The following is a 22,152-nucleotide window of genomic DNA, read 5'->3' on the forward strand; positions in this document are numbered from 1 at the left end:
TGACACCCCTTTCATTCCGAAGTTGAGCGAGTCTGTGTCGTTTGCGGCTCCCCAATGGGGTGGAGTGCGTTCTAAGATGGTGGGTTCGAGGAACACTCGATATTCTGTTCAGTTTCTGAGCGAAATGGAGAAGCCCTTATGAGTGTCCCAATGGATCTCACAGGCAAGGTTGCGCTGATTACGGGTGGGTCGCGGGGAATTGGCGCGGCGTGCGTAAGGATGTTTGCCCAGGCGGGCGCAAGCGTGCTGTTCAACTACCAGAAGAATTCCGAGGCGGCGCAGCGGGTGGTAATTGCGGCGGGCGCGGATCGTGCTGTCGCCGTGCAGAGCGATCTGATTGGCGAAGGTGCGGAAGAAATGCTGGTGGAGGAGACGGTCGAGCGCTGGGGACATTTGGACATCCTGGTGGTGAACCATGGCGTGTGGCCTCCGCATGACCAGCCGATTGACGAGATGAGCGATGAGCAGTGGCGCTCGACGATGGCGACGAACCTGGACAGCGCATTTTTGCTGGTGAAATCGGCTGTGCGGGTGATGAAGCGGACGAAGCGCGAAGGGCACATCGTGCTCGTCAGCTCGACGGCGGGGCAGCGCGGCGAAGCGTTTCATTGCGACTACGCGGCGACGAAAGGGGCGATCATCAGCATGGTCAAGGGGCTTTCGACCGAGCTGGCGCGAGATCGCATCTATGTAAATTGCGTAGCGCCTGGTTGGGTTGCGACCGATATGTCGGCACCGGCGATGGCCGATCCTGAATTGCAGAAGAAGTACACGAGCCTGATTCCGCTGGGCCGAATTGCGAAGCCGGAAGAGATCGCCGGGCCGATTCTATTCTTATGTACGCCGCACGCGGGCTTTATCACAGGTGAAGTTTTTAATGTCAACGGCGGCGCGGTGCTGGTGGGCTGATCGCAAGGTGTGGCAAGGTGCAAGAGGACGAACGGAATGATGAAGAAATGGCTTTTGCTGCTGCTCGGTGCGTGTGTGGTTCCGGCGATGTTGATTCAGAACGCAGTGGCGCAGGATGCTACGTCGGTGGACGCGCCGCCGGCATCGAGTGCGGCTCCGGCAAAGACCGCGACGGGCGATGTATCGAGCCAGAAAGCGCGGCAGTTGCTGGACCAGATGGTGAAAGCCTTTGGCGGCGACGCGTGGCTTACGTACAAGACCTGCGAGTGGGAGGGACGGAGCTATTCGTTTTATCACGGCAATCCGAACTCGGCGGGAACGCTGTTCTGGCGCTTTTTTGAGTATCCCGACAAGGAGCGGCGCGAACTGACGAAACAGCGCGATGTGGTCTATATCTACAACGGCGACAAGGGGTATGAAAGAACCTTCAAGGGCACGTCGGCCGAAGACGACAAGACGATGGAGGAAATTGTGCGCCGTCGCAGGCACTCGCTGGAAGTGGTGATGCGCGAGTGGATGAAGGATCCGAAGACCGTGGTGCTGTACGAAGGCCAGTCAGTGGCCGATCAGCAGATGATTGATGTAGTCAGCATTCTGAGCGCAAAGAATGACGAGGTCACGATCGGACTGGACATCCATAGCCATCTTCCGATCAATCGGCGGTACACGTGGCGCGATCAGGACAAGTACAAGGTGGAAGACGAGACGGTTTACGGCAACTATCGCACCGTGCAGGGAATCGCCACGCCGTACACGATCACGAGCCGACGCGATGGCGAAATCACGGGTCAGAACTTCCTGACGCACGTGGAATATAACGTTGCGTTGCAGCCAGATCTGTTCGACGCCAAGGTGACTTACGATCCGAAGACGTACAATCCACGGGCAAAGAAGAAGTAGGCATATCGCTGGCTGCGAAGTGCTGGTGGTGGATCGGCGGAGCCACGGAGTGTGGCGAAAATCCCACAGCGAATTGCGCCAGATTGGCTGTAACCTGAATACTGGTAAGCAGGTTACAGCGACCGTTTGATTTCAGAACAAACAATTCGGGCGGCGGTTGAGTGTTCGGGCGTGGGGCTTCACAGCGGCGTCCCGGTACGCATGCGCATTGTGCCGGCGTCTCCGGGATCGGGCGTTATTTTTCGCCGGACGGACCTGGACGATTTCCAGGTGGAAGCCACAGGACGCAACGTGGCAAAGGTCAGCTATGCCACGAGCTTGATGAAGAAAGGCGTGCTGATCTCGACGACCGAGCACGTGCTTTCGGCGTTTGTCGGCATGGGCGTGGATAACGCCATTGTGGAGCTGGACAACCTGGAACTGCCGATTCTGGATGGCAGCGCACTGCCGATTGTCGAAATGGTGCAGCGGGTCGGCCTGCGCAAGCAGCGGCGGGCGAGGCAGTATCTGCGCGTGATGAAGCCGGTCGAGGTGCGCGATGGAGAGAAGTTCCTCGGGCTGTATCCGGCAGAGAATTTCTCGGTCACCTACACGATCAACTTTGAGCATCCACTGATCGGCAAGCAGTCGATCACGGTCGATCTGTCGCGTGGCGACTACGCGCGCGATATCGCCCCGGCGCGGACCTTCGGCTTTCTGCATGAAGTGGAGGCGCTGCGCAATATGGGCCTGATTCGCGGCGCAACGGAAGAGAACGCGATTGTGCTTACGCGCGAGGGGATTATGAACGGCGAGCTGCGCTTCCCCAATGAATTTGTGCGCCACAAAGTGCTGGACCTGATCGGCGATCTGTCGCTGATTGGGCATCAGGTGCTGGGAAGGGTTGAGGCCGATCGCGCTGGGCACGCGATGCACACGGCGCTGGTGAGCCGGTTGCTGCGTGACCCGTCTTCGTGGGAGCTGACGTCGCTGGAAGAGTCGGAGTTGGATCCAGCAGCGGTGGCAGATTAGGGCTAGAACGTCGTAGGACTAAGCATTGGAGCAGATGCAAGCGGACCCATAGTTGGAAAAACGCCAACTCTGGGCCACCCTCCATCCAAAAACTAACTTTGGGACACTTTCACCCCATGAAGCCAGCTCTGGCCGCGCGCCGCGCAGAGGTCAACTCTGGGGTGGCCTTCCTTCTCTTCTATAATCGGTACTCCAAGGCCCGTGTCTGCTACTTCGCGCAGGGTAGGGCATCCAATCTGTTGTGAGCAAAAATATGGACAAGCGGTTTTTCTTTGAGAAGTATGGGCTGAATGAGCGCGACCTTGAAAAGTATCTGGGCGCGGCGCTTTCGGCCGGTGGCGATTACGCCGATCTGTATTTCGAATATCTGACCTCGACGTCGTTGTCGGTCGATGAGTCGATGGTGAAGTCGGCGTCGCAGGGCATCAGCGCAGGATGCGGTGTTCGCGTGGTGACGGGGGAGCGCACGGGGTATGCCTATACCGATGATCTTGCGCCGGAGAAGATTCTGCATGCGGCGCGCACGGCGGCATTGATTGCGAGCGGCCCGGCAAAGACTCCGGTAGTGAGCCTGAAGGAGAATGCGCGTCCAAGTTTGTATCCCGTAACGGATGCGGCTGCGGATGTGGAGCTGGCGAAGAAAGTGGAGCTTGTGTTCCGGGCAGATAAGGCGGCGCGCGCGTTTGATCCGCGGATCAAGGAAGTGCGCGCAGGGTATGCCGATGAGTTAAGGCGCATCCTGGTGATTGGGTCGGATGGAACGTTTGCCGAAGACGTGCAGCCACTGTCGCGCATGAGCGTGTTTGTGATCGCACGCGACGGTCAGCAGAGTGCGAAGGGAAACTCGGGCGGCGGCGGACGGCACAAGTTCGACATGTTCCTGACGGAGAAGACGCCGGAGCACTTTGCGCAGGAAGCGGCGCGGCAGGCGATTCTGCAGTTGAGCGCCGTGGCGTGTCCGGCGGGCGAGATGCAGGTGGTGCTAGGTCCGGGGTGGCCGGGAGTGCTGTTGCATGAGGCGATCGGTCACGGGCTGGAAGCGGATTTCAATCGCAAGAAGACGTCGGCGTTCTCGGGGCTGCTGGGCAAGCGGGTGGCGAGCGACAAGTGTACGGTGGTCGATAACGGAACGCTGAATGAGCGCCGTGGCTCGATCAACGTGGACGATGAAGGCAACGCGACGAACAACACGATGCTGATCGAGAACGGCATTCTCAAGGGCTACATGGCCGACAAGCTCTCGGCTCGATTGATGGGGCTGCCGAACACCGGCAACGGACGACGCGAGAGCTATGAGCATATTCCGATGCCGCGCATGACGAACACGTACATGCTGGCCGGCGAGGACGCTCCGGAAGAAATTATCAAGAGCGTGAAATATGGGCTCTATGCGGTGAACTTCGGCGGCGGGCAGGTGGACATCACGAATGGCAAGTTTGTGTTTGCCGCAAGTGAGGCGTACCTGATCGAGGACGGCAAGATCACAGCTCCGGTGAAGGATGCAACGCTGATTGGCAACGGTCCTGACGTGCTGACGCGAGTGAGCATGGTGGGCAACGATCTGCAACTGGATGAAGGCATAGGGACCTGCGGCAAGGATGGGCAGAGCGTGCCGGTGGGAGTGGGAATTCCGACATTGAAGATTGACCGCATGACGGTGGGCGGCACGGGGAGCGCAGCATAATGGCGACGACAGTCACTCCGGTGGAAGTGAATCTGCGCGAACTGGCTACGGGCGTGGTGCAGAAAGCGGTGACGCTGGGCGCTTCGGCGGCGGAGGCCGTGGTGGCCGAAGGCTCGGAGTTCTCGACCGTGGTGCGGCTCGGCGAGGTCGAGACCTTGAAGGAATCAGGCTCGCGAGCGCTGGGCGTGCGGGTGTTTGTAGGCAGGCACGCGGCCAATACTTCGACGAGCGATCTTTCGCCGGAAGGCGTGGAGCAGTTGGTGCGCGGCGCGATTGCGCTGGCGAAGATCACGTCGGAAGATCCGATGGGCGGGATTCCCGCGCCGGAGCAGTTGGGACAGATCGAAGGCGATCTCGGGCTGTACTACGACGACGTGTATTCGCTATCGAATGCGGAGCGCATCGAGATGGCGCGGCGCGCGGAGAGGGCGGCGCTGGCAGTCGATTCGCGGCTGACGAACAGCGATGGCGGCACGTTTGACGCAAGCATTGGACGCAAGGTTCTAGCGAACTCGCATGGATTTGTGGGCGAGTATCGGTCGTCGTACTGTTCGATTTCGGCGGTGCCGATTGCGAGCGATTCTGAGGGAAATATGCAGCGCGACTACTGGTATTCGGTGGCGCGCACGCTGAAGAAGCTGGACTCGCCGGAAGAGGTGGGACGCGTGGCCGCCGAGCGCACGTTGCGGCGATTGGGCGCGAGGAAGGTGAAGACGCAGAAGGTGCCGATTGTGTTCGATCGGCAGACGGCGGGCGCGCTGCTTGACCACATCTTCGACGCAGCGAATGGAGATGCGATCTATCGCCATGCTTCGTTCCTGGCGGGCAAGCTGGGCGAAAAGACATTTGGCAGCAACGTGACGGTAATCGATGACGGCACGATTGTCGGCGGATATGGAACGCGTCCGTTTGACAGCGAAGGCGTGCCGACGCGGCGCACGACGGTGATCGAGAATGGCGAGCTGAAGAGCTATCTGCTGAACACCTACACGGCACGCAAGCTGGGGCTGGCGACAACGGGCAACGCCGCGCGCGGGCTGGCGGGAACACCGGGGATCGGCAACGGCAACTTCTATCTGCTGCCGGGAGAAAAGTCGCAGGAGGAAATCATCAAGGGCGTGAAGCAGGGGCTGCTGGTGACGGAGTTCCTCGGCTTTGGAGTGAACCTGGTGACCGGAGATTTCTCGCGCGGCGCGAGCGGCATGTGGATTGAGAATGGCGAGCTGGCGTATCCGGTGGAAGAAATTACTGTGGCCGGAAATCTGCGCGAGATGTTCAGCAACATAGCGGAGATCGGCAGTGACCTTGTCTGGCGCGGCTCGATTGCGTGTCCGACACTGCGGATTGAGGGAATGACGGTGGCGGGAGAGTAGCGCTGGCAATCGCATCGGAGCACTACAGTTTGAGAATCAGATGAAACTCGCGGCCATGCTGGTCGCGAGTTTTTTTTGCGAGCATCCTAAGCTGGGCTTTCCTCGTCCATCCTCAGGCAGGTTGGAGGAGTCGGAATGAAGCATTCGAGATGGACTTTGCTCGTCGTGGTGTTTGCTATATCCCTCGCAACACTCTCAATGTTTGCGCAACAGAATGCAGCGGGGCCTTCGCGCACGGTATTGGGCAAGAACGATCTAAGCGTGCCGGGGCGGGAAGGCGTGCTGGTGATTACACAACTGCCTCCCGGCAGCCGCGAGCCGAACCATGTTCATGCGGGCGACCTCTTTGCGTATGTGCAGGAGGGGACGGTGATGTTTCACGTCGATGGCCAGGCGGATAAGACGTTGAACGTGGGTGATTACATCTTTATTCCGGCAGAGAAGGTGCACTATGCCTCGAACGAGAAAGGCACAGCGCCGGTGAAGATGCTGGTGACGTTCTTTGCGGAGAAGGGAAAGCCGCTGACAACGCCAGTGGGGAAATAGATCAAAGGCAACAGCAAATTCAACCCCGAGGTCCTTAGCTACGCTCAAAATGACACCGAAATCAAAGGCGAAGGCAAGAACAACGCCAAGAGCAAAAGCAAGAGAAAAGCAAAGTAAGAGCGGGAGCAACTAGCCCCACCCAAAACTCGATGAAGCCGAGTTTAAGGGTGGGGCACCTGTCGAGTTGGGCGGTTTGAATCCTGAGTTGCTCTCGCGCATAAGTGTGGGTGTGGGCTAGAATGAGCCTGCCATGACCGAACCGAAAGACATCACTCCGAAAACCACGCCTGCCGAGCCTGTTCTGTTTGGTGCGCCGCACGTTGAAAAAGAGCCGCGCAACTGGACTCCGCTAATTGTGGGATTCGTGATGGTGCTGGTGGTGGTGGGCATCATTGCCGTGCTGGGGCGCTCGAAAAAGGAAGTCGCGAAGACCGCCGATCCTTATGCGACCAACCTTACAGTCGAAAAGGTGAAGCTGAGTCAGGCAGACAACTTTGTTGGTGCGACGGTGACATACATCGACATTGTGGTGAAGAACAACGGCCCGAAGACGGTTGTGGGCGGCACGATTCAGGCGGCATTCAAAGACACGCTGGGGCAGACGGTGCAGAGCGAGCCGGTGCCGATGCGCGTGCTAGTTCCTCATTCGTTGGGTGGCGACGAGGAAGCAACCGATCTGGCGAAAGCTCCGCTGGGGCCGGGGCAGACGCGAACCATGAGGCTTACGCTGGAACACATCTCGGCGGAGTGGAACCAGGCTCAACCGGATATTGAGTTCCGCGGATTACGTTTCAAATAACATCGACACAAACAATCCATAAAAGTCGCATTACTGCATGGAATTCGGGCGGCGCTCGTGCGAGGGCGAGACTTCGAGAATGATCTCGGTATCGCTATCGAAACGCGTTTCCTTGCCATGGGCAAGCCAGTGTGTGTAGATGTTACGTCCGGTGCCGACGGCACCGATGCCTCCGCCTACATATCGTGAGCCGATGCCGATCGCGGCGAGGTGGCCGATGAGCGCGAAGCCGTTGCTGGAAACTGCGGCTTTGGTAAGGCCCCCGTCTTCATCGCCAAGCGCCGAGGCCGAGAGCAGTCCCATGACGAGCGGGGCGGCGATGGAGCGGCTGGTCTGGCGCGCGACGCCGCCTTCGTCATCGACCTGCAGTTTTGCATCTGAGCTGCCCTCGACCGCTCTGGGTGTGGCCTCGACACTTTGCTTGTAACCGGAGGGCCAGCTTACTTCGGTGAAGGTGAAGCGCAGGATACCGTTGTGTCCCCAGCGTCCGGAGGGAACGGCGCGGAGAACGCGCCCGTGTAATACGCTTCCCTGCGGGATGAGCATCTGGTTCTGCGAATCCACGACGGGTTCGGTGACGACGGCTTCAACCGGATCTCCGGCGTGAGCCTTGCCGGAGTCAAGCACGGTTCGCAGACGCGAACGCACGGAGACGATCTGCGAGAGTGGGCGCTGGGTCAGGTTGGCGGGCGTGACGTGCGCGACCAGGGGAAGGCGCAGGTCGCTTGTGAGCGACAGTTCGTACTGCGTGCCTTCATCGATGTACTGCGGATGGTAGGGCATCTGCGACCAGAAATAACGTTGCAGACGCTCCCATCTGCGATGGGATGTCACGCTGCTGACGGCTTCGTTCTTGCGCTCGACAAGGCCGCTCCATGCACGGCGGATAAGCGAGATGTGAGGGGGGCGGGCGTTGTGAAAGAAGAGCGTGGTTCCGGAGGCTCCAGTGCTCCGGGCGGATAAGGAGTACTCGGTGCCGTCGTTGCGGGCGAGCAGCGACCACTCGATTACGGGTCGATTGAGCTGAGTGAAGTCACCGCGGAACTTTGCATCGAGCCGCTTGCTGTGGTCGGCGGGTTGAAGGTCGGCGATGCGGCCCTCGACCATGGCTCCGCGCGGAATGACCAGGTTGTTCTCGGCGTAGATAGGGTCGAGCAGGCGTCCCCGGATGGGAGTGTCCTTGCGCATACGGGTGCGGCGCATTACTTCAACTCGAAACTTGCTGCCGCTGGAAACAGTGGCTTGCTTGAGGGTCTCAGAGGCTCCAAAGCAGAAACCTGCATTGAGCACCGCGATGCAGAGAAGCAAGCTGGCTGATAGTGCGCGCATTGTCTCACCCGTGAGTTGAGAATTGCTCCTGTTGACGGCTTGGATGCGCGTGCTCAGAAAAACGAGAGTGGGTGAGAGCTTAGTTACATGTCATTTCCTGCGTTTTTTGCACAGATGCTTCAGGTCGCCTGAGCATTGCCCGCGGCAGATGCGGAATAATGGGGTGTGAAGTCCTCTGTAAGAACGCACTCTGCTATCGGCATCGATTTCGGAACAACCAACAGCTCACTTGCGCTCGCGTCGGGCAACTCGCTGGGGCTCGTGCGGTTTGTGTCTGATTCTGGAACGACGGAATCCTTCCGCTCGGTTCTTTATCTTGAACAACATCGAAAATCCGGAACCCGCCAGGTGCAATCGTGGACGGGGCCGTGGGCTATTGAGCAGTATCTCGAGGCCGAGCACAAAGGGCGGCTCATACAATCGCTGAAATCGTATCTGGCGAGCCGGTTGCTGACCGGGACGGAAGTGCTCGGGCGCAACTACACGCTGGAAGACCTGATCTCACGCATGCTGGCCGATTTGCGAATGCATGCGGAGCGGCAGTTTGGCGTGCCGGTGCGCGATGTGACGGTGGGGCGTCCGGTGCAGTTTGTCGGGGGCGAGAAGCCGGAGGATGAGGCGTATGCGCTGGCGCGGCTGCGTCATGCATTCAAACTGGCGGGCTATGAGCATGTCGAGTTTGAGATGGAGCCGGTGGCGGCGGCCTACGCGTATGAGTCGGGGCTCGACCATGACGAACTGATCATGATTGGCGACTTCGGTGGCGGCACGAGCGACTTTTCGCTGCTGCATGTGGGGCCGGGCGTACATAAACGCGGGCGCACGGACCGCGACCTGCTGGGGAATAGCGGTGTGGGGCTGGCGGGAGATGCGTTTGACGCGCGCATTGTGCGCAAGCTGGTTTCTCCGGCGCTGGGGTCGGAGAGCATGGCGCGCTCGGGGCAGAAAGTGCTGCCGGCGGTGCCGGCGTGGGTCTATTCGAACCTGGAACGCTGGCACTATCTGTCGTTTCTGCGCACGCGACAGGTGATGGAGCTGTTGAGGGGCGCGCACAGGCGCTCGCTCGAGCCAGAGAAGATCGAATCGCTGATCATGCTGGTGGATGAAGACCTTGGGTATCAACTGCATCAGGCGGTGCAGCGGCTGAAGTTCCAACTGTCGTATGAGGAGCGAGCGGAGTTCCGGTTCCGCGAAGGCGGATTGGAGCTGAGGATTCCGGTGACGCGGGCGGAATTTGAGAGCTGGATCGCGGAGGACTTGGGTAGGATCGAGCAATGCGTGGATGATTTGCTGACTGCGAGTGGAGTGGATGCGCGCGCGGTGGATCGCGTGTTCCTGACGGGCGGCACCTCGCTGGTTCCGGCGGTGAGAAGGATCTTTGAGACGCGGTTCGGGAGCGATCGGGTGAGGACGGGGAATGAGTTTACGTCCGTGGCGAGAGGGTTGGCGCTACGGGCGGCGGAGAGGCAACATCTCGGGACAAAACGATAACTTTGTTGCGAAGGGCGCGGACTGGCGCAATGGCATTCCCAGGTTAGCCGCGCAGAACGCGCGACGAACCTGGGGCACCCGAGATGCAGGGATGGTAGAGATAACCCGCACACGAGTGGGAATGTTGATTGAGTGAACGAGTGTCTAGCTATGTGCCTGGCGTGGCGGGCGGGATGGCGCGCAGGTATTCGTAGATGGCACGCAGGTCGCGATCAGACATGGATTGGTATGTGGGCCATGGCATGACCTGAAGAAGCTGTCCGGGATGGTCGAAGTCGGTCCCCTTGCGCATGATCTGAACGAACTCTTCGTAGGTGTGCCCGGCGGGGAGGCCATTCTCGGGCGTCAGGTTGCGGGAGACGAATGGGCCGAAAGTTTGTCCTCCGGCGAGGTAGTGGGCTAGGTTCACCTTCTTGGGCTGTCCGAGGAACGGGTTTCCACCGGGCGCGTAGCTGGGTTGGGTGTGACAGTCGTTGCATCCGCCGATGGCGTTGACGAGATAGCTGCCCAGTCCAACCTGGGCATAGTTCTTTCCGGCGAGGTCGAGAGGCACAGGAGCGATCTGGTAACCGATCTTGATGCGCTGGCCTTCTCCGCCGGCATTATCGTTCTGAGCGTGGCTGGCGACTCTCATGCCAGAGACTGCGGCAAGGACACAAACGCATAAGGCTCCAAACAGTAGTGATCGTTTGAACATTCTGTTCTCCAGTTACGGCGCTGGCGAAGGCGCAGCGCGGCTGCATGTACGGTGAATGGGTGAAGGCAGACGAGCCGGGGCTGGATCGCCCGAAGCAACGCCTCCGTTGGTGAGCCCTGATTGCGGAGTGAGATGCTGCGGAAAATGCATGTGCCGCGCCAGCTCTGAAAAATTTCGGTGGAAAATGAAGCTGGAGAGAGTGAATCGGCGAGCAGGCTCGCAACCCAGGTTAGCGCCAAAGGACGGCGCGAACCTGGGGCGGCTGGTTTAGAAGGGAACGGGACGAAGCTTACCTCGGGCTGTGGGGGATCCGCCATCCCTCGAAGCTCGGAAATCCTAGATCGCCGTCGTCAGCGCACTCCCAGCGGAGTTGCCCGTCGTGCTCTTGGTTCAGAGCGGCAAGCTCGGCAGCGATGAGTTTCATTGCTAGCTCCATGGACTGGAATGCATCTACGCCGCCGGCATAGCGCACCTGTTCGCTGCCAGCGCCCGCAATCTGAATCGGGCAGAAGTGGTCGTTACCAATTGCGTCGGGAAATGGGCGCGGTTTTCCCATTTTTACGATGATTTTGTGATCAGGGTCGTTGGCCAGAAACAATTCACGGGTTGCGATGACGTCTCCGATGCTGTCGAGTTTCATAGCGTCCCTCGTAGCTATTAGAAGGTAAGGATGACTTTGCCGAAATTCTTGCGCTCAAGCAGCAATCGGTGGGCGTCGGCGGCGGCGCTGACAGGGAACTTAGCTCCGACGGTGGGGCGAATCTGACCGTTGGCGATGTAGGGCATCATGGAGTCGAGTGCCTGGCGGATGAGGCCGTGATTGGCGGAAAGCTTCGTGAGCCAGAGGCCGTGAGCGCTGAGGCCCTTGTTGTACATGGCCGATGTGTTGAATTTTGCGGGCTGTCCGGTGGCATTGCCGAAGAGGATGACGCGTCCGAACTCGGCGCAGCAGGCAAGGCTCTTGCTGGTGTGTTCGCCGGCGAGGCTGTCGAAGACGGCATCGACTCCTTCACCATCGGTGAGTTTGCGGATGCGCGATACGTAGTCGTCGCTGTTGTAGTCGATGGGGTGGGTGAGGCCGAGCTGGGTGAGTTTTTCAAGCTTCTCGGGGTTGGAAGCGGTGCCGAAGGTTTCGAATCCGAGGATGCTGCCCAGTTGAACGGCGGCGGTACCGACGCCTCCGGCTGCGGCGTGGATGAGGACGCGCGGGCGCTGTTTGTCGCGCGCGGGCGAGGGCTCTACGGACTCCTTGAGCAATCCGGCTTTCCAGTAGAGCAGCCATGCGGTGAAGTAGTTTACGGGGAAAGCGGCACTCTGCGAGGAGGACCATCCCTCGGGCTGAGGCCAGTAGAAGCCTTCGGAGACGGCGATGAACTCGGCACAGGCGGAGTGCTGCGCGTAGCCCATGACGCGGCGTCCGTCTTCGGTGATGCCGGCGAATTCGCGTCCCATGATGTAGGGCGGGTTGGGGGTGGAAGGGTAGCGGCCCAGGGCTCCGAGAACATCGGCGAAATTGATGCCGACGGTCTCGACCTGGACGAGCGTTTCGTGAGCGGCGGGGGTGGGGACGGGAACATCGCGGAGTTCGAGTGCGGCAGGCCCCTCGAACGATGTGACGACGATGGCTTTCATGCGGAAGATTGTACGGTGAAGGCGAAGGGATGGCTAGAAGAGCGAGGGCGAGGCGGGATGTGGGTCCGGAAGTGGACGCGGGTAGTGCGCGTGTCTTGAAAACTTGATTCGTCGGAGAACTGACGACTACCTCGAAAGCCGATAGTGGAACGTTCGCTATCGCCAGCTTACTCTAAACGCAAATTGCTGGCGATATCAGGGCTTTCGTCCAACTATCCCGAATGGGGAAGATGGGATTGCGGTAGCATCTCTGCTATGAAATTTCGAGCACTGGTTGGCATCGCAGTTTTCCTGTTCGTGGCGGGGTTTGCGGCGCAGGCTGAGACGGGGTTTGTTCAGCGTACGGTGTCGGTGGATGGGCGGTCTTATCGATACGAGGTGTATGTTCCGGCGGAGTGGACGGCGCAAAAGAAGTGGCCGGTGATCCTCGCTCTGCATGGCTCGATTGAACGCGGGGATGATGGCGTGAGCCAGAGCTATGTCGGGCTGGGCAGCTCGGTTCGGAAATACCCGGATCGGTACCGAGCGGTGATCGTGATGCCGCAATGCCGGAAAGACGATTCGTGGGGATCTCCGCAGATGGAGGCGCAGGCGGTGGCGGCGCTGGAGGCTGCGACGAAGGAATTCAATGGCGACAGGCAGCGCACGTATCTGACGGGATTCTCCATGGGAGGATACGGGACGTGGACCATCGCAGCCCACCATCCGAATCGGTTTGCAGCACTGGTGGTGATTTGCGGCGGGATTCTATGGCCAGCACCCGAGCGCGAGCCAGACACGAACGACAATCCCTACGTGCAAACCGCGAAGATGGTCGCGAGCGTGCCGGTCTGGGTTTTCCATGGCGAGGCGGACAGGAATGTCTTGGTGACGGAGTCTCGCAGGATGATGGCGGCGCTGAAGGCGCTGCACGGCGATGTTCGATACACGGAATACAAGGGGGCTGGGCACTTCATCTGGGATCGGGTGTATGAAGAAAGCCAGTTACCTGTGTGGCTCTTTGGACAGCAGCTCAAGGCTGCATCGGGGGCGTGATCAGACGTCTGCGACGAACTAGCTCCGAAGTAATTCTTCGATCAGCGATCACATTCGACAGGCCCACTCAAGCCAAATGAAGACTTGAATGGGCCACCCGCTCGACGATACTCGCCACCAGATTGGAAGGAAATTTGAACGTATCGTTTGATCGAAAGCGATAACTTCCTATTCCGATGATCGCTGATTCCCGGGCACGAAGATCTCTCACCCGCATCTAAGCAGCAAACAGATGTAAGTCGCTGGCCTGTGGGAGGTGTCACGGCGCATGGCGTTATCTCCGGGAACAAGGCTGGGCTCCTACGAGATTGGTGGCATGATCGGCGCCGGTGGCATGGGCGAGGTCTATCGCGCGCGCGACACCAGGATCGGGCGGGCGGTTGCCATCAAGATATTGCCGCATTCGTTTGCATCCGATGGCGATCGGTTGCTGCGGTTCGAGCAGGAGGCGCGCACGGTTTCATCGCTCAGCCATCCGAACCTGCTGGCATTGTTCGATGTTGGCGAGTACGAAGGGGTTCCGTACCTTGTGTCGGAGCTTCTGGAGGGTGACACGCTGCGAGGCCGACTGCGCGATGGAGCTTTACCTCAGCGCAAGGCGGTCGATTTCGCGTGCCAGATTGCGGAGGGTCTTGCGGCGGCGCACGAAAAAGGAATCGTTCATCGCGACCTGAAGCCGGAAAACATTTTTGTCGTGCGGGATGGCCGCGTGAAGATTCTTGACTTCGGGTTGGCGAAGCTGGCGCAGGTGCGTTCGAGCGTTAATCCGGGAGAGGATGGCACGGCCACCGTCACGGCCCAGACATCGCCAGGTATCGTGCTGGGCACTACACCTTACATGGCGCCAGAGCAGGTCATGGCACAGGAGCTGGACGCGCGCTCCGATCTGTTCAGCTTCGGTACGATCTTGTACGAGATGTTGGCAGGTGAGCAGCCATTCAACCGTAAGAATACGGCGGAAACGATGAGCGCGATCCTGAAAGAGGACCCTCCAGACTTCAAACCAGAGCTTCACCTTTCGCCGGGGCTTGAAAAGATCGTACATCGCTGTCTGGAGAAAGATCCCGGACACCGCTTTCAATCGGCAAAAGATCTGGCATTCGCTCTGGAGGCGTTGACCGGATCGACCATGACCATGTTGCAGGCTCCCAGCAAACGGAGCCGTTCTCGACTGGTAATGGTGGCTGCTCTCGCTATCGCAGCAGTGGCGGCGGGAGCAGCGTGGAAGCTGATTGCGAAGAAGACGCCGGCTGCGGCGAAGTATCAACAACTCACGTTTCGGCGCGGTTCGCTGCAAGCGGCGCGCTTTGCACCCGATGGTGTGGGAGTGATCTATAGCGCGCAGTGGGAGGGCGCGCCGGCGGAGGTGCAAACGATGCGCCTGGGTGACAGCGAATTTCGTTCGCTGGGATTGCCCTCTGCTACGGTTGCCGCGATTTCATCGCAGGGGGACATGGCCATCCTGCTTGGCTGTGAGCCCTTCTTCGTCGCCGATTGCGGCGGCACGCTGGCGAAAGTGTCGGCGGGAGGTGGAGCCCCACGCCAGCTACTCGACAACGTGCACTATGCCGATTGGTCGCCAGATGGATCGGAGATGGCCATCGTGACGCAAGACCCGAATGGGCACAATCGTCTGGAATACCCGGTGGGCCATGTCGTGTATGAAACATCAGGGTGGATCAGTGCTCCGCGAATCTCTCCGGACGGCAAGTGGGTCGCATTTTGCAATCATCCGGTGCTGAATGACGACCGTGGCGGTGTCGCGGTAGTCGGTCGCGATGGACATGTTCGTACTCTGGCAGCGAACTTCGCAAGCGTTGAGGGCGTTGCGTGGGAGCCCTCCGGCAGGGAAGTGTGGTTTGCAGCCAGTGACGAGAAAAACGCCTGGGCTGGAACTCTTTTTGCAACGGACTTAAACGGCCGACGGCGCGCACTGGTGCATATGCCCGGCATGATCCGCCTGCATGATATTTCACGGGATGGACGTGTGCTGATCTCGCACGAAGTGTGGCGGCACCAAATCATAGGCTTCTTCCCGGGCGATCATGTTGAACACTCGTATTCGTGGATGGATTGGACCATCGTTTCGGGGTCTGGTATTTCGAGCGACGGAAAGCAAGTGTTGTTCACCGAAGCCGGAGCAGCAGCCTGGGACGGGTATAAGCCATACTTGCGCCCGTCGGATGGTTCGCCGGCGATTCGGTTGGGCACCGGGGGTGCTGTCGCACTCTCGCCGGATGGAAAATGGGCAGCAATTGACGATTTGACGGCAGATAACCTCGCGCTCGTGCCGACGGGGGTGGGCAAATCGCGCACTTTGGAGAAAGGTCCGCTGCAGCAGTACGACTTCCCTGGTTGGTGGTCGAGCGACGGTAAGACTCTCACATTCGCGGCTCAGGAAGCGGGCCATGGATTCTGCATTTACGCACAGGCCGTGGAGGGCGGGCCGCCACACCGGGTCACTCCAGAACTGCAGTATGTGGGAATGTTGAGGCCGCACTTCGCCGTATCGAGCAATGTGAAACTTACGGCCGTGGTTCCGGCGGGGGCTGCAAAGATTCACCTGTTTGATGACAGTGGGCGTGATCTTGGAGAGTTACGGGGAGCAAAAGAGGGAGAGGCACCTGCGGCTTTTGCGAACGATGGCCGATTGATCGTTGGGCCGATACAAGCAGGATGGCCGCTGCAACTTTACCTGGTTGATCCGAAGAGCGGTGGGCGCGAGCCATGGAAGCAACTTGCGCCACCCGACCGCACGGGCGTGAGAGCAGATTGGGATCTGGCGGTAACTCCGGACCTGAAGTACTACGCTTACGACCTAACACAAGCGACCTCAGAACTGTACATGGTTGAGTTCGCCCGGGAATGATTCCTAACGCAGGATTCGGTGCTAAACACGAGTACGTGCTTCGTAAAGAAAAACCGGCACGTACTCTCCCCCGAGAATACAGTGCCGGTTCACAGTCTCCGCAGGTGAGGCCTGGGAGACTTAGCCGCTCATCTTTCCCTTTCGGGACGGCTAAATTTGTATCGATTTGACGTTCCCCCTGATCTAAGAAGAATGCCGAAGGGGTTACATAGCTCTAAGGTGCCCTGTACGGATGGCTTTTACAATCGCAAACTGGATGCGGGGAATTACCACTGAGGTACTGTTGCAGAGCTTTGTTCTCGCAAGTTGCATTGGGCAACAAAGCCTGATAAACATTTACCCCTGACTCTACAGAATCTTGAGTCAACAGACGTAATAAGTTGCGGTGGTATATACTTCCATCTTTCTCTACGGTGCGCAGGCACCGCAGGTGCGGGTTGGGGAAATCCTCATCCCGGCTCTTTGATACGACAGGGACTGAAACCAGCACGTTTGCTGCTGGACTTAACCGGGAGCACATGCACCATGAATTAAGGATGGTCATTCTAAGCTCCCGTTTGTAATTGATACAGGGCCAGCAGGGAGGTCCTCTTGGATCTGGTCATAATCAGGGTTCTATTCATATTCGTTGTGGGTCTGGCTTGTTATCTTCTTGAGCCATTTGGCCTGTCGAGGTTGATCGATACGGGCTTGGGCTGCCTGATGGGCGCAGCCGTGATTCTGTTTGAAGTGAGACTGCGATCGATCAGTTTGAAGCGATTGATCGGAGCGGCACTCGGCAGCGTGCTCGGTATTGTGGGCGCCTATCTTTTCAGCGTGGTGATTCGCAATGCGATTCCCATGGGCCACTTGCAGAGCTTCATGCAGATTATGGTGATGCTGGTGATGGCCTATGTGGGCCTGATCGTCGGCGCTGCCAAGGGCGATCTGCTGAACCTGGCGGCACTGGGCGGAATTTTCGGCGGCGAAAAACAATCGCGCAAGAGCCACAAGATTCTGGACACGTCGGTGATCATCGATGGGCGTATTGCCGACATCGCGGAAACCGGCTTCATGGACGGAGTGCTTACGATTCCGGCCTTCGTGCTACGCGAACTGCAACTGGTGGCCGACTCGGCGGATTCGCTAAAGCGAAATCGCGGACGCCGCGGGTTGGACATTCTGCAGCGCATTCAGAAGCTCACCAATATTCAGGTCACAATCGTGGAAGACGATTTCCCGGCAGTAAGGGAAGTCGATATGAAGCTGATCGAACTTGCCAAGCTGTATGAAGGCAAGATCGTGACCAACGATTTCAATCTGAATAAAGTGGCGCAACTGCATGGCGTGGCTGTGCTGAACATCAATGAACTGACCAACGCGTTGAAGCCCATTGTGCTTCCGGGCGAGATCATGAAGGTCTTCATCCTGAAGGAAGGCAAGGAATACAACCAGGGTGTCGCGTATCTCGACGACGGAACGATGGTGGTGGTGGACAACGCGCGCAAGATGATCGGCAAGACCGTGGAGATTTCGGTCACGAGCGTTTTGCAGACAACCGCAGGCAAGATGATCTTCGGCAAGTTCGATGAACGCGGCGTGACCGGAATGGCTAAGCCGGAAACGCGTCCGCCGGACCTGCGCAAGAGTAATCCTCAACCGGCTTCGCCGGAACCGCAGGCGGCCCCGGCCAGCACCAGCACGACGACCACGACGGCACACGAAGAGGGTGCTCGCTAAGCAGCGCGCACGTTACCTAATATCAGAAAGCGCGAGCCACGGTTCGCGCTTTCGTTTCGCGCGGCGATTGGAACGTCGGGCAATTTGCTGGATGGACCGACCGCTCGCTATACTTACAAACCCTTATGAAAGTTTACGTCATCATTCCCGCAGCAGGTCTGGGAACACGCATGGGAGCCGCTCACGCGGGGCAGTCTCCCCTGCGCTCGAAGCAGTTTCTCGAACTCGACGGTGTTCCGATCCTGATTCATACATTGCGCAAATTTGCCGCGGCGCCGCAGGTTGACTCAATCTGGATTGCGATGCGCAAGTCGGAAATCGAAAGCTTCCAGCCGACGCTCGACAAGGCAAAGCTGGGAAAGCCCGTGCATCTGGTGGAAGGCGGAGAGCATCGACAGGAGTCGGTGGGCAATGTGCTGGACGCGCTGCCGGCGCTGCCGGAAGATCTGGTGCTGATCCACGATGCGGTGCGGCCGTTTGTTTCGCAGGAGACGATCGCGGAAGTGATCGAGCAGGCGAAAAAGCATGGCGCAGCCATCGCGGGGGTTCCGGCGATTGACACAATCAAGCGCGTGGAGAGGCGTCCTGAGGGTGCGGTGATCGAGGCGACGATTCCTCGTGAGCATATCGTGCAGGCGCAGACGCCGCAGGGTTTCCGCTATGGGCTGCTGAGTCCGATCTTCAATGAAGCGAGGATCGAGGGCTTCAAGGGGACGGACGAGGCGAGCCTGCTGGAGCGTGCTGGTCATCCGGTGTATGTCGTGATGGGGTCGCCGCGAAACCTCAAGATCACAACTCCGGCGGATCTTGAGTTGGCTGAGTTCTTCCTGGCGCAGGAGGCGCGGCTCGAAGGCGTGAGCCGATGAGCATGCGGATCGGCTACGGATATGACTCGCACGAATTTCGCGAGGGCGTGCCGCTGGTAATCGGCGGCGTAAGACTGGAACACACGCACGGGCTTGCGGGCCACTCCGATGGCGACGTGCTGCTGCACGCGATCACGGATGCGCTGCTGGGCGCGGTGGGCGTGGGCGATATTGGGAGCTTTTTTCCGCCGAGCGATCCGCAGTGGAAAGGCGCGAACTCGGTGCTGTTTCTGGAAGAAGCAATGCGCCAGATCACGATGGCAGGCTTTCGCGTGGTGAACATCGATACCACGATGATCATGGCGGCTCCGAAAATTGTGCCGCATGCGGAGAAGTTGCGCGAGCGCGTGGCAGAGCTGCTGAAGACGGTTCCGGCGCGAGTGGGAATCAAGGCAAAGACTCCTGAAGGTACGGGAACCGACAATGCAGCGATTGCACATGCAGTCGTGTTGCTTGAGTCGATTCCTCTGGAACCGCTGTTGGAGGAAGCCGAAGCAGTGGTCGCAGTGAAGGAGCCCGACGCTGTTTCAGACTTGATCGACGGCAATGGCAACGGCGCACACTGACATTTGTGTTAGCGCGGGTGGTTTGAAGAAGTGAACGATTGCTGACTGCGGACAGGTGTGGAGTACGAGAGTGAGTGCGCCAAGGCGTGACGGCGTGATCGGCTGCTCAGTTCAGGGTGAAATCAATGAGGGGCCACTTAGGTGTGGCCCTCTTACTTTTTTTTGCCGACCCATTTACCCTTATTGATCATTGCCAAAGCCGAGGCGGTTGCGAGGGCAACGTGGTCAGGTTGTTCGCAGCCAGCTCATCTCTACGAAAAGAACGAAAGCATGAGCCGCATTCAGAGCATCTAGCTCAAGCAGGCTCGCCGAGATAACTATGGGAATCACGCCTGGGAACCTGAATGCTACGGAGAGCGCCAGCAAGCGTCCGGCGATCAAAGTATTTGTAGCCACCACGGTGATGCTGAGCTTTATCTCCTTCTGGAGAGCGGCTGCCATCGTGTTGAGCGATTTGGCCTCTTCGGCCTACTACGTGGGCGGCGATGCCGAGAAGGTCATCGGCAAGAGCGCGCCATGGTTCGTGCTGGGCGTGATGCTGTTCAGCTACGCGGTGCGAGCAATCTACATCGAATCGAGCGCAATGTTTGTGCGCGGCGGCGTGTACCGCGTGGTGAAAGAGGCGATGGGCGGCACGCTGGCCAAGCTGTCGGTCTCGGCTCTGCTGTTTGACTACATTCTTACCGGACCAATCAGCTCGGTGTCGGCGGGGCAGTACCTGATTGGACTGGTGTCCGATGTAGCGGCTCGCTTCGGGCATCCACTGAACCTGACAGAAGCGAAAGCAAACTGGTTTGCTGCGCTCTTCGCTTGCGTGGTGACGGTTTATTTCTGGCACAAGAACACCCAGGGCATTCACGAGTCGAGCGAAAAAGCGCTGACGATTATGAAGGTCACCACGGTGATGGTGGTGGTCCTGATCGGCTGGTGCACGCTGACGCTCATCATGCACAAGAGCTCGCTGCCGCCCTTGCCGACGCCGCACAACCTGAAGATGGACAAGGAATCGCTGGGCTGGCTGCATGGCTCGTGGCTGGCAACGATTCCGCTGATCATGTTCCTGGTAGGCTTTGGGCACTCGGTGCTGGCCATGAGCGGCGAGGAGTCGCTGGCGCAGGTGAATCGCGAGATCGAGCACCCGAAGCTGAAGAACCTGCAAAAGGCCGGACTGGTCATCTTCCTTTACAGCCTGTTCTTCACCTCACTGGTTTCGTTCTTCGCCGTGATGATTATTCCGGACAGCAAGCGTCCGGAGTACTTTGCGAACCTCATCAGCGGTCTGGCCATGTATGTGGTCGGCCCGTACACGCTGAAGCTGTTCTTCCAGGCATTCGTGGTGCTGGTGGGCGCGCTGATCCTGTCGGGCGCGGTGAATACGGCCATCGTGGGCGCCAATGGCGTGCTGAACAGAATCAGCGAAGATGGCGTACTCACACCGTGGTTCCGCAAGCCGCACGCGAAGTATGGAACCAGCTATCGGCTGATCAACCTGATCGTGGGGCTGCAACTGTTCACGATTCTGGCAACGGGCGGCAACGTTTACCTGCTGGCTTCGCTGTATGCCTTCGGCGTGATCTGGAGCTTTTCATTCAACGGGCTCTCGGTGACGGTGCTGCGCTACACGGAAAAGCAGAAGCGCGAGTTCAAGGTTCCGGGCAACTTCACAATCGGCGGAGTCGAAATCCCGGTTGGACTGGGGATCGTGACGCTGATGCTGTTTGCCATCGCGCTAGTGAACCTGGCGACGAAGCCGCTGGCAACGATTAGCGGTGTCATCTTCTCGGCCGTCATGCTGCTGATTTTCACGGTGTCGGAGAAAATCACGCACCGACAGCGTGGAGCGAATCATGAGATGCGCGAGGAGTTCCGCGTCGCCGAACAGCCGCTTATCGACCGCGAGGAGATGCGGGTGCGGCCGGGCAATATCCTGGTCGCGATTCGCGACCCGCGTAACCTGTATTACTTGAACGAGCTGCTGGCCAACACGGATATTGTGAAGCAGGACATCGTGGTGATGACCGCGAGGATTTATCATCGCGAACCGACATTCAGCGGCAATACGAGTTACGCAGGCGACGAGCTGTTCGAAGAATACGAGCAGCAGCTATTTACCAAAGTAGTGGAGCTTGCGGAGAAGCAAGGCAAGCATGTGTCGCTGATGGTGGTGCCTTCGGCGAACGTCTTCGACGCAATCCTGCAAACGGCGGCACGGCTGGAGTCTTGTCGCATTGTGTGTGGCCTGTCGAACCGTCTCACGCTGGACGAGCAGGGCAAGCTGACGGGCGATGCCTGGGAGCGACTGCCCGAGCCGCGTCCGAATATCGTGCTGGAGATTCATGCGCCGGATCATACGGTGCAGGAGTTCTACCTTGGACCGCACACGCCACGGTTGCGCGATCAGGATCTCGAACTGCTGCATAAAATCTGGCTGGAGCTGAGCTCGGATCCGGAGCTGGCGTCGCTGCACCATTACCACATTGTTGGCATGGCTCTCGAACGTCTGCAGGAGCGGTTGCATGGACCACAACGTGAAGAGATCATGGCGCTGCTGAAAAAGGAAACGCACAAAGAAGAGGTAGCAGACATCGAATAGACTGAGATATCGAGCAGAAAGCAACAGCGCGGCCAAGTCGGTCGCGCTGTTTGCGTTTGGGAGAAAGCGCATTGCGCGGTCGTCGGAGGCTCGCCTACAATACCGAGATTCGATGGAATGAGGTGGCTAGGGT

General features: G+C 58.9%; 18 protein-coding genes. 14 read left to right on the plus strand and 4 right to left on the minus strand.

What is annotated here, in order from left to right; genetic code table 11:
• Positions 1-138 precede the first annotated feature (138 nt).
• The 7 genes from AC6IY8_RS15890 to AC6IY8_RS15920 all read left to right on the plus strand — a co-directional run bounded on the left by AC6IY8_RS15890 (position 139) and on the right by AC6IY8_RS15920 (position 7,222).
• The gene (locus AC6IY8_RS15890) at positions 139-909 is read left to right on the plus strand and encodes an SDR family NAD(P)-dependent oxidoreductase (protein ID WP_497775511.1); all 771 of its coding nucleotides are present in this window, start codon (positions 139-141) and stop codon (positions 907-909) included.
• Between the two features lie 36 nt (positions 910-945).
• Positions 946-1,809, plus strand: a complete 864-nt coding sequence (locus AC6IY8_RS15895) for a hypothetical protein (protein WP_497775513.1) — start codon at positions 946-948, stop codon at positions 1,807-1,809.
• Positions 1,810-1,935: 126 nt separating this feature from the next.
• Positions 1,936-2,820 carry a UDP-3-O-acyl-N-acetylglucosamine deacetylase gene (gene lpxC / locus AC6IY8_RS15900; RefSeq protein ID WP_497775515.1) on the plus strand — a complete coding sequence of 295 codons (885 nt, stop codon included), beginning with the start codon at positions 1,936-1,938 and terminating at the stop codon, positions 2,818-2,820.
• A 253-nt stretch (positions 2,821-3,073) separates the two neighbouring features.
• Positions 3,074-4,504, plus strand: a complete 1,431-nt coding sequence (gene tldD / locus AC6IY8_RS15905; RefSeq protein WP_497775516.1) for a metalloprotease TldD — start codon at positions 3,074-3,076, stop codon at positions 4,502-4,504.
• A complete protein-coding gene (locus tag AC6IY8_RS15910; RefSeq protein WP_497775517.1) occupies positions 4,504-5,877 on the plus strand; it encodes a TldD/PmbA family protein in 1,374 nt (457 codons plus the stop codon). The genes tldD and AC6IY8_RS15910 overlap by 1 nt, the downstream gene beginning before the upstream one ends.
• Before the next feature lie 135 nt (positions 5,878-6,012).
• A complete protein-coding gene (locus AC6IY8_RS15915; RefSeq protein WP_497775518.1) occupies positions 6,013-6,423 on the plus strand; it encodes a cupin domain-containing protein in 411 nt (136 codons plus the stop codon).
• 250 nt (positions 6,424-6,673) lie between these two features.
• Complete coding sequence (locus AC6IY8_RS15920; RefSeq protein WP_497775520.1) at positions 6,674-7,222, plus strand: hypothetical protein; 549 nt, start codon at positions 6,674-6,676, stop codon at positions 7,220-7,222.
• A 30-nt stretch (positions 7,223-7,252) separates the two neighbouring features.
• Here AC6IY8_RS15920 and AC6IY8_RS15925 read toward each other — a convergent pair whose 3' ends face one another.
• Positions 7,253-8,551, minus strand: a complete 1,299-nt coding sequence (locus AC6IY8_RS15925; RefSeq protein WP_497775521.1) for a hypothetical protein — start codon at positions 8,549-8,551, stop codon at positions 7,253-7,255.
• A gap of 165 nt (positions 8,552-8,716) precedes the next feature.
• Here AC6IY8_RS15925 and AC6IY8_RS15930 point away from each other — a divergent pair, with 165 nt between their 5' ends.
• A complete protein-coding gene (locus AC6IY8_RS15930) occupies positions 8,717-10,042 on the plus strand; it encodes an Hsp70 family protein (protein WP_497775523.1) in 1,326 nt (441 codons plus the stop codon).
• Positions 10,043-10,190: 148 nt separating this feature from the next.
• Here AC6IY8_RS15930 and AC6IY8_RS15935 read toward each other — a convergent pair whose 3' ends face one another.
• The 3 genes from AC6IY8_RS15935 to AC6IY8_RS15945 form a co-directional block, all read right to left on the minus strand.
• Positions 10,191-10,739, minus strand: coding sequence for a hypothetical protein (locus AC6IY8_RS15935; RefSeq protein ID WP_497775524.1), 549 nt, complete (start codon positions 10,737-10,739; stop codon positions 10,191-10,193).
• Positions 10,740-11,028: 289 nt separating this feature from the next.
• Positions 11,029-11,379 carry a DUF6968 family protein gene (locus AC6IY8_RS15940; RefSeq protein ID WP_497775525.1) on the minus strand — a complete coding sequence of 117 codons (351 nt, stop codon included), beginning with the start codon at positions 11,377-11,379 and terminating at the stop codon, positions 11,029-11,031.
• A gap of 17 nt (positions 11,380-11,396) precedes the next feature.
• Positions 11,397-12,371 carry a quinone oxidoreductase family protein gene (locus AC6IY8_RS15945; protein WP_497775527.1) on the minus strand — a complete coding sequence of 325 codons (975 nt, stop codon included), beginning with the start codon at positions 12,369-12,371 and terminating at the stop codon, positions 11,397-11,399.
• Between the two features lie 255 nt (positions 12,372-12,626).
• Here AC6IY8_RS15945 and AC6IY8_RS15950 point away from each other — a divergent pair, with 255 nt between their 5' ends.
• From AC6IY8_RS15950 to AC6IY8_RS15975, 6 genes are all read left to right on the plus strand, one after another.
• On the plus strand, positions 12,627-13,406 hold the full coding sequence (locus AC6IY8_RS15950) for a carboxylesterase family protein (RefSeq protein WP_497775528.1): 780 nt from the start codon (positions 12,627-12,629) through the stop codon (positions 13,404-13,406).
• Between the two features lie 268 nt (positions 13,407-13,674).
• Positions 13,675-16,275, plus strand: a complete 2,601-nt coding sequence (locus AC6IY8_RS15955; RefSeq protein WP_497775530.1) for a protein kinase domain-containing protein — start codon at positions 13,675-13,677, stop codon at positions 16,273-16,275.
• A gap of 591 nt (positions 16,276-16,866) precedes the next feature.
• Positions 16,867-17,994, plus strand: a complete 1,128-nt coding sequence (locus tag AC6IY8_RS15960) for a PIN/TRAM domain-containing protein (RefSeq protein ID WP_497775532.1) — start codon at positions 16,867-16,869, stop codon at positions 17,992-17,994.
• Between the two features lie 125 nt (positions 17,995-18,119).
• Entirely contained in the window at positions 18,120-18,860 is a 741-nt protein-coding gene (gene ispD, locus AC6IY8_RS15965) for a 2-C-methyl-D-erythritol 4-phosphate cytidylyltransferase (RefSeq protein ID WP_497775534.1), read from the plus strand.
• Positions 18,857-19,426: a 2-C-methyl-D-erythritol 2,4-cyclodiphosphate synthase gene (gene ispF, locus AC6IY8_RS15970; protein ID WP_497775536.1), complete on the plus strand. Its 570-nt coding sequence runs from the start codon at positions 18,857-18,859 to the stop codon at positions 19,424-19,426. The genes ispD and ispF overlap by 4 nt, the downstream gene beginning before the upstream one ends.
• Positions 19,427-19,745: 319 nt before the next feature.
• Positions 19,746-22,019: an APC family permease gene (locus AC6IY8_RS15975; RefSeq protein ID WP_497775538.1), complete on the plus strand. Its 2,274-nt coding sequence runs from the start codon at positions 19,746-19,748 to the stop codon at positions 22,017-22,019.
• The last annotated feature ends 133 nt before the right edge of the window (positions 22,020-22,152 follow it).

This window comes from Koromonas soli, assembly GCF_059726265.1.

What these genes read in the sequence shown, in the direction of transcription:
- tldD (WP_497775516.1), top strand. Translation starts at nt 3,074, where the DNA reads ATGGACAAGCGGTTTTTCTTTGAGAAGTATGGGCTGAATGAGCGCGAC.
- AC6IY8_RS15935 (WP_497775524.1), bottom strand. Translation starts at nt 10,739, where the DNA reads ATGTTCAAACGATCACTACTGTTTGGAGCCTTATGCGTTTGTGTCCTT.
- AC6IY8_RS15915 (WP_497775518.1), top strand. Translation starts at nt 6,013, where the DNA reads ATGAAGCATTCGAGATGGACTTTGCTCGTCGTGGTGTTTGCTATATCC.
- AC6IY8_RS15975 (WP_497775538.1), top strand. Translation starts at nt 19,746, where the DNA reads ATGGGAATCACGCCTGGGAACCTGAATGCTACGGAGAGCGCCAGCAAG.
- AC6IY8_RS15895 (WP_497775513.1), top strand. Translation starts at nt 946, where the DNA reads ATGATGAAGAAATGGCTTTTGCTGCTGCTCGGTGCGTGTGTGGTTCCG.
- AC6IY8_RS15950 (WP_497775528.1), top strand. Translation starts at nt 12,627, where the DNA reads ATGAAATTTCGAGCACTGGTTGGCATCGCAGTTTTCCTGTTCGTGGCG.
- AC6IY8_RS15925 (WP_497775521.1), bottom strand. Translation starts at nt 8,551, where the DNA reads ATGCGCGCACTATCAGCCAGCTTGCTTCTCTGCATCGCGGTGCTCAAT.
- AC6IY8_RS15955 (WP_497775530.1), top strand. Translation starts at nt 13,675, where the DNA reads ATGGCGTTATCTCCGGGAACAAGGCTGGGCTCCTACGAGATTGGTGGC.
- AC6IY8_RS15940 (WP_497775525.1), bottom strand. Translation starts at nt 11,379, where the DNA reads ATGAAACTCGACAGCATCGGAGACGTCATCGCAACCCGTGAATTGTTT.
- ispD (WP_497775534.1), top strand. Translation starts at nt 18,120, where the DNA reads ATGAAAGTTTACGTCATCATTCCCGCAGCAGGTCTGGGAACACGCATG.
- AC6IY8_RS15910 (WP_497775517.1), top strand. Translation starts at nt 4,504, where the DNA reads ATGGCGACGACAGTCACTCCGGTGGAAGTGAATCTGCGCGAACTGGCT.
- ispF (WP_497775536.1), top strand. Translation starts at nt 18,857, where the DNA reads ATGAGCATGCGGATCGGCTACGGATATGACTCGCACGAATTTCGCGAG.
- AC6IY8_RS15890 (WP_497775511.1), top strand. Translation starts at nt 139, where the DNA reads ATGAGTGTCCCAATGGATCTCACAGGCAAGGTTGCGCTGATTACGGGT.
- AC6IY8_RS15920 (WP_497775520.1), top strand. Translation starts at nt 6,674, where the DNA reads ATGACCGAACCGAAAGACATCACTCCGAAAACCACGCCTGCCGAGCCT.
- AC6IY8_RS15945 (WP_497775527.1), bottom strand. Translation starts at nt 12,371, where the DNA reads ATGAAAGCCATCGTCGTCACATCGTTCGAGGGGCCTGCCGCACTCGAA.